Origin of the sequence: Streptomyces pathocidini (genome assembly GCF_001418495.1) — a bacterium.
Lineage (GTDB): Bacteria > Actinomycetota > Actinomycetes > Streptomycetales > Streptomycetaceae > Streptomyces > Streptomyces pathocidini.
In genome coordinates this window covers 1-1,786 of record NZ_LIQY01000687.1, presented here as the reverse complement: position 1 = coordinate 1,786, position 1,786 = coordinate 1, and the positions used below count along the sequence as shown (strand labels likewise).

Sequence of the window (1,786 nt, the reverse complement as noted above, 5' to 3'; positions counted from 1 at the left end):
ACCGGGATGCTGATGAGCAGGCCGTCGATGATGCGCGCGAGCAGCCGCTTGCCGCGGTTGGCGAGCGGGGGCATCCCGGCGAGCGGATCCTCGCCGTACGGTGCGCCGCCGTAGGGGCCGCCACCGGGCCCACCGTATGGGCCGCCGCCGTAGGGCCCTCCGCCGCCAGCCCCGGCACCGCCCCCGGCACCCTCATCCGGACGCTTCCGGAAACGGTCCTCGTCCGGCGGCTCGCCGGAGCCCGGGGTCGGCTGATCGGTGCTCATGCGCACCAGTCGACCGCCGGACCGCGGAGGCCGCAGCCCGGCGGACCCATTCGGGCGAATCGGCTTGGCTGACGTGCAAGGGAACCCGAAGGCGATCCGCGGTGTAAGAGAAGTAGAGGAAGCGATCGCGAGGGGGAAACGATGGACGTACGCAAGATCGCCGTCAAGGCAGGGGCGTTCGGGACCCAGGGGTGTGAGGCCCGGAGGTGTGGGGCCCGGGGGTGTGGGGCCGCTGCGGTCGGTGTCGAGGTCAGGCGCTTACGAGTCGGTGCCGGATCCGGCGACGAAGGTGCGGGCCGCCTTGTCATGCCAGCACTGCCGCCACGGCCGGTCGAGCAGGCACCACAGCGCGTTGACGACACCCACGGCGAGGGAGCCGAGTACGCCGTAGACCAGCCAGCGGCGCAACGCGGCGCCGAAGGCGGGGGGTTCGTGGGACTCGATGTCCAGCACCTTCACCTGGAGGAGGCGCTTGCCGAGCGTGCGGCCCCACTTTGCAGTGGGCAGCGCCTCGTACAACACGCCGCCGATGAACAGGACGGCGAGGACGATGCCGAGGTAGCCCGCCGTGGTGCCGTCGAGCAGCCAGACCGTGACGGTCTCACCGGTCAGCTTGGCCTCCTCGATCTTGCCGTCGATGTGCTCGGCCGCCTTCGTCCCCAGGGGGACGGCGGCCGCCGCGACGACGGCGCCGAGGAGCAGGGTGTCGATCAGCCGGGCGGCGAACCGGCGGCCGAGCGCCGCCGGGCGCGAGGCGGCCTGGGCCTGGGCCGCCGCGAGGAAGGGGTCGTTGACCGGCGGCCGCCACGGCGTGACGGGTCCGGCGCCCGCGGCCTGGGCTGCCTGCGGATCGGCCGACTGGCCCTCGGTGCAGGCGAGTTGGTGCACCTGCTGCTGCCAGGAAGGCTGCGCGGCTGGGGCCTGCGCCTGCGGAGCGGCTGCCGCCGGGCCGGGCTGCGGTGGGATGCCGCCGTCCGGTCGGCGCTGGACCGGCGTGGGGGCGGGCGCCGCGGGCTGGGAGGTCGCGGTGGCGGGCCGACCGGCGGCGCGACGCGGGTCGCGGATGGCCATGGTGCCCTCCGCGGGGGCGTCGGTGGCCGGGGGCCGGCGGTCGTCGGCGCGGATGAGCCTGGTTCCGTCGCCCTCGCGTGCCGGAGGCACGGTTCCCTCCCCCCCGGTGGCGCCGGGACGCTCCCGGATCCGCATGGTGCCGTCGACCGGGTTCTCGGCAGAGCGGGCGCCGGTGTCCGAACCGGGTTCACCTGCCTCGGGGTTGAACCCCCACTGGACGCGGCCCTGTCCCCCGGTCAGGCCGTACTGGCGGGAGGCGTCGGCCTGCCAGGCGGAGGCGGGCTCGGTGCGGGAGCCCTCACCGGCGGGGGCGGCGGAATCCGCTCCCGGGTCGGCTGTCGTCTCCGCGGCGTCCTCGTCGAGGAACATCGGCCCGGTCTCGTCCGGCGTGGGCGCCGGGGTCTGGTAGGTGGCCGGAGCCCGGGTGGCGGCAGGGGCGGGGGCCGCAC

Annotated in this window: 1 protein-coding gene and 1 pseudogene; both read right to left on the bottom strand. The window is 75.5% G+C overall.

Annotated elements, in window-relative coordinates; genetic code table 11:
• Positions 1-266, bottom strand: a pseudogene (locus AOK16_RS24485) (RDD family protein); the annotation flags it as partial.
• A 258-nt stretch (positions 267-524) separates the two neighbouring features.
• Positions 525-1,786 (bottom strand): RDD family protein (locus AOK16_RS24480; protein ID WP_055474278.1); only part of this gene is annotated, 1,262 nt, incomplete at its 5' end.